This is a genomic window from Candidatus Accumulibacter vicinus (assembly GCF_000584955.1).
Classification (GTDB): domain Bacteria; phylum Pseudomonadota; class Gammaproteobacteria; order Burkholderiales; family Rhodocyclaceae; genus Accumulibacter; species Accumulibacter vicinus.
The window spans coordinates 285,804-289,711 of sequence record NZ_JDSS02000037.1 but is presented as its reverse complement, the minus strand read 5'-3'; the positions used below and the strand labels follow the sequence as shown (position 1 = coordinate 289,711).

Sequence of the window (3,908 nt, the reverse complement as noted above, 5' to 3'; positions counted from 1 at the left end):
TGGAGCGAGTGCCAGGCGCCGAGCCTGATCAATCGAATGCTGGCTTCCGGAATGGCGTAACGCAGCACTGCTGGCACCACGATATAGGAGGCGCTGGCGGAAAGCACCATCAGCAGCACGGCGTCCGCAGGGGAAAACCGCAGCAGCGTGGCCACCGCCAGGACCAGCCCCGCGTGGATGACGGGGCCAGCCACCGCATAGGCCAGCAGGCTGGCCGGCGCGCTGCGGGCAAAGTGAAAGTTCTTCGCCACCATGAGTCCCATGTCCAGCAGAAAGAGTCCGACCGCGCCGCTTGCCACAGCGACTGAGACTAAGCCAATCGCGGCGACCGCTGCGCAAATCACCGCCCCAAGCGCCTCGTCGGGCAGTAAGGAGCAAGCAGATGGGGCAGAGGAAGCGATTCACCGTCGCGTCGCCCGTTACGCCTGGGCGCTGCTGCTCGCGCGGATCGATGAGGTCTTTCCGCTCGCCTGCCCACGCTGCGGCGGTGAGATGCGAATCATCGCCTTCATCAGACGAGCGCAGCGGCACCGGCGGTGAGGCGAGCCAGGGTGCAAGAAATCGAAAGATCACGGCGCCGTGAATCCCGCCCGCAGGCGGGCGGGATTCACGCGGCGTCGGCAAGCGCCCCGCGGCCAGGCAGCCTGGCGATCGACGCGGAGAAATCGTCGAGCGCCCGGTGCAAGAGAAGCGCCGGTGCGTCCACGCGCGGGCACTGGCGCAGACCGCCAAGCTGTTGGAAGCCGAGAACGCGCTGGTAGTAACGGGCGTGGCGGGGATTCACCTCGATCACCACATCGCTGGCGGCAAAGCGCTGCTGTCCGTGTCGATGCGCAGACTGCAGGAGGGCGATCAGCAGGTCCGGCGAACTGAATTCCGGGGCCACCGCCAGCCTCGACACTTCGCAGACGCGACGCCCGGGGCGGCGCAGGCGGCCGAGCTCCGGCGAGTAGAGAGCGTCGGCAAGCAGGCCGGCAGGGGAATCGCGGCCCACGGTAAGGGTCGCCACCACCTCGTCGCCGTGCCACGCGGCGAGCGTCAGCCGGTTCGGATCGTCCGCCGCGGGCGCGGCGGCTTCGGTCTGGTAGCCACGCCCGGCGTACATCCGGCGCACCAGCATGCTGGCCATCTCCTGCTCATACGGCGTGTGCGCCGGGCGAATGGCGTCGTCGGCACGCGGCGTCGGGTATGCCGCTGCCCGGTCGGACGGCGGCGGACAGCGTTTTGCGCCCGGTAGCCGCAGGCTTTGCCGGTCAAGGGCGAGGAGTGGCGTTGCCGGCGATCGACCGGCGTGGATGGCGGTCAGCATGCGCGCTCGCGTCGGCGTTGCGGCATGGTCAACCGGCCGCCGCGTTGACCGCGATCAGCGCTTCCATCACCGGTCTGGCCCGCGGTGAGGCATTGTCGGACAGGGTGTTGATGTCGCCGGACACCTCGCCGCCTTCGTCGACCACCAGCTTGCCGTAGCGAATCTTGCCACTGACGCGGCCGGTCGAATGAATGATCAGTTGGCTGCGAGCGGTCAGCTCGCCTTCGAAGCTCCCGTGGATCTCGGCGATATCGATGCTGACCTTGCCGACGAAGGCGCCGTTCTCAGCGATGCGGATCACCCGGCTGTCCATCGTCGCCTCGACCCGACCTTCCACCACCAGGGTATCGCAGTCGAGAATTTCGGCGCCCTTGAGCTTGACGTCGGGGCCGACGAGCAGGCGGGCACCGATGCTGCTCTCGCTGATCAAGGACTCGCGGGGTGCCGCCGCGCTGGCACGCGCCGGGGCGTTGGCGGGGCGAACGGGCTGGACGCCCGAGAGATTCTGGGTCACCTCGTCGGCAGACACCGGGGGCTGGCCGGCGGCGTGACTCGGTGGAGTCTCCCTGCCGGCGGTCGCCGGCGTGCCCGACGCAGAAGCGGCCGAGGGCGCGGCGTGCTGCGCGCCCGAATCGACGCCGGGCTGGACGTCGCGACGGGTGATTGGTTCGTTGCGATTGAAGACGTTGGGTTTGTTGAACATCGCGCTTCCTTCTCGGTGGAGTGGTGGTACTGAGGTCGGGAGAAGGCTAGCGAGATTCGTGCCATGGGAATATTCTTCATACACAACAGGGTGTTGCGGAATATTCTTGAGCCCGAACCGACGGTTTTCCGCGAAAACTGTCTGGAAAAAACGACAAGATCGCCGGAGTTTGTTGAAAAAGCCTTCCGGCACAGCCACTTGCCCTGTCGCCGTTTGGCGACACGCTTGCCAAGACATTGATTTTCAAGGCATCTCTGCTTCTGGCCGGGCCCGAGGCCAGCATGCGCAGCGGCAATTCCTTACCCCGCGCGCCGTCGCGGCGGGCTAAACTGGCGGCATGCAGCGCACGCGATGGCCCTGCCCGCCGCGCTCCGAGGCCCCTTGCCCGCCGCGGGCCGGCGCTTCCCTCCACCGTTGCCCGGAGAAGTCTTTTGTCATGATTCGCCTGTCGTTCCGGCAGAGCATGCTGGCCGGATTCCTGTTGATCGCCTCGCTGCTGAGTTGGGCGGCCGTTCGCAGTTGGCTCGTCCTCGAACAGTTCGTCGACGCAAGCCGGCGAAGCGGCGAGCACGTATTGCAGCTCAGCGGTTCGATTCAGGAACTCGCCGACCGGACCGTCGACCTCGAACGCAGCGCGCGCCAGTTCGCGGTCCTCAACAAGGCGACGCTGATCGAGCGCTTCGACACCAACCTCGAGCATTCCCTGGCGGCGGTCGGGCGCCTGCAGTCGATTCCCGGCGGAGCGCTGGGCAAGCTCACGCGTGATTGGCGCGCGGCCGCCGAACAGCTCAGCGCCGGCCTGCACCGATCGGCGCCTGCGGTCGAACTGCTGCCTCTTCTGAAACGGCTTGCCGAGATCAACGGCGAACTGGCGCACGCCGGCCGGCAGTGGATCGACGAGCAGAATGCCCTGCTCCTGGCGCAACTCGAAGAGAGCCGCCTGCAACTCACCGGGCTGGTGGCGGTGACGGTCGGCGGCGCCTTCGTGGTTGCCCTGGCGATGAGTTGGTGGCTGTCGCGGCCGATCGGCAGCATCGTGCGATCGATCGAGTACCTCGGTGAGAGCCGCTTCGACACGCCCGTGGCGGTCGGCGGCCCGGCCGACCTGCGGCAGGTCGGGCGCCGCCTGGAGTGGCTGCGGCAGCGCCTGGGCGAACTCGAGACGGACCGCGAGCGCACCTTGCGACACGTGTCGCACGAATTGAAGACGCCTCTGACTGCCCTGCGCGAGGGCATCGCGCTGCTCCAGGAACAGGTACTGGGACCTCTCGAAGGCGCCCAGCAGGAAGTCGTCGACATCCTGCAGCACAACGTCATGGCCTTGCAGGGACACATCGAGAGCCTGCTGCGACTGAACGCCGCCTGTTTCGAGGCGCGCCGCCCGACCTACCGGCCGCTGCTGTTGCGCAAGCTGCTCGCCGACGTCGTCCAGGGCCGCGAACTGCAGATCCAGGCGCGCCGACTGACGGTGCTGCGCGAAGCGCCGGCGATCGCTCGCAACCTCGATGGCGAGAAGTTGCTGGTGGTCGTCGACAACCTGCTCTCCAACGCCATCGATTTCAGCCCCGAAGGCGGCGTCATCCGCCTGCAGGCCGCTGCCTTCGGCAAGAGCATCCGGATTTCCTGCATCGACCAGGGACCGGGGATTGCCGCCGAGGATGCGGAATGTATCTTCGAGCCTTTCGTCCAGGGACGCCTGGCCTCGCCGACACCGCGCCAGGGCAGCGGTGTCGGCCTGTCGATCGTCCGCGAACTGGTCACCGCGATGGGCGGGCGGGTGACGCTGGTGCGCGGCGACGGCCAGGCACCGGGAGCGCATTTCCGCATCGAGGTGCCCTGTGGATAGCCGCTCGCGGCCGCGGAGAAGGCGATGATCGCGCGTCGCCGGCGTGGCCG

4 protein-coding genes are annotated in these 3,908 nt (G+C 67.6%); 1 reads left to right on the top strand and 3 read right to left on the bottom strand.

Annotated features, from left to right (window positions below; genetic code table 11):
• The 3 genes from CAPSK01_RS23560 to CAPSK01_RS17140 all read right to left on the bottom strand — a co-directional run.
• The coding region (locus tag CAPSK01_RS23560) for a sodium-dependent bicarbonate transport family permease (protein ID WP_273703912.1) at positions 1 to 299 on the bottom strand (299 nt) is incomplete at its 3' end.
• A 308-nt stretch (positions 300 to 607) separates the two neighbouring features.
• A complete protein-coding gene (locus CAPSK01_RS17145) occupies positions 608 to 1,309 on the bottom strand; it encodes an N-acetyltransferase (protein WP_273703911.1) in 702 nt (233 codons plus the stop codon).
• A 28-nt stretch (positions 1,310 to 1,337) separates the two neighbouring features.
• Complete coding sequence (locus CAPSK01_RS17140) at positions 1,338 to 2,012, bottom strand: polymer-forming cytoskeletal protein (RefSeq protein WP_034929395.1); 675 nt, start codon at positions 2,010 to 2,012, stop codon at positions 1,338 to 1,340.
• Between the two features lie 436 nt (positions 2,013 to 2,448).
• Here CAPSK01_RS17140 and CAPSK01_RS17135 point away from each other — a divergent pair, with 436 nt between their 5' ends.
• On the top strand, positions 2,449 to 3,858 hold the full coding sequence (locus CAPSK01_RS17135) for an ATP-binding protein (RefSeq protein ID WP_034929392.1): 1,410 nt from the start codon (positions 2,449 to 2,451) through the stop codon (positions 3,856 to 3,858).
• The last annotated feature ends 50 nt before the right edge of the window (positions 3,859 to 3,908 follow it).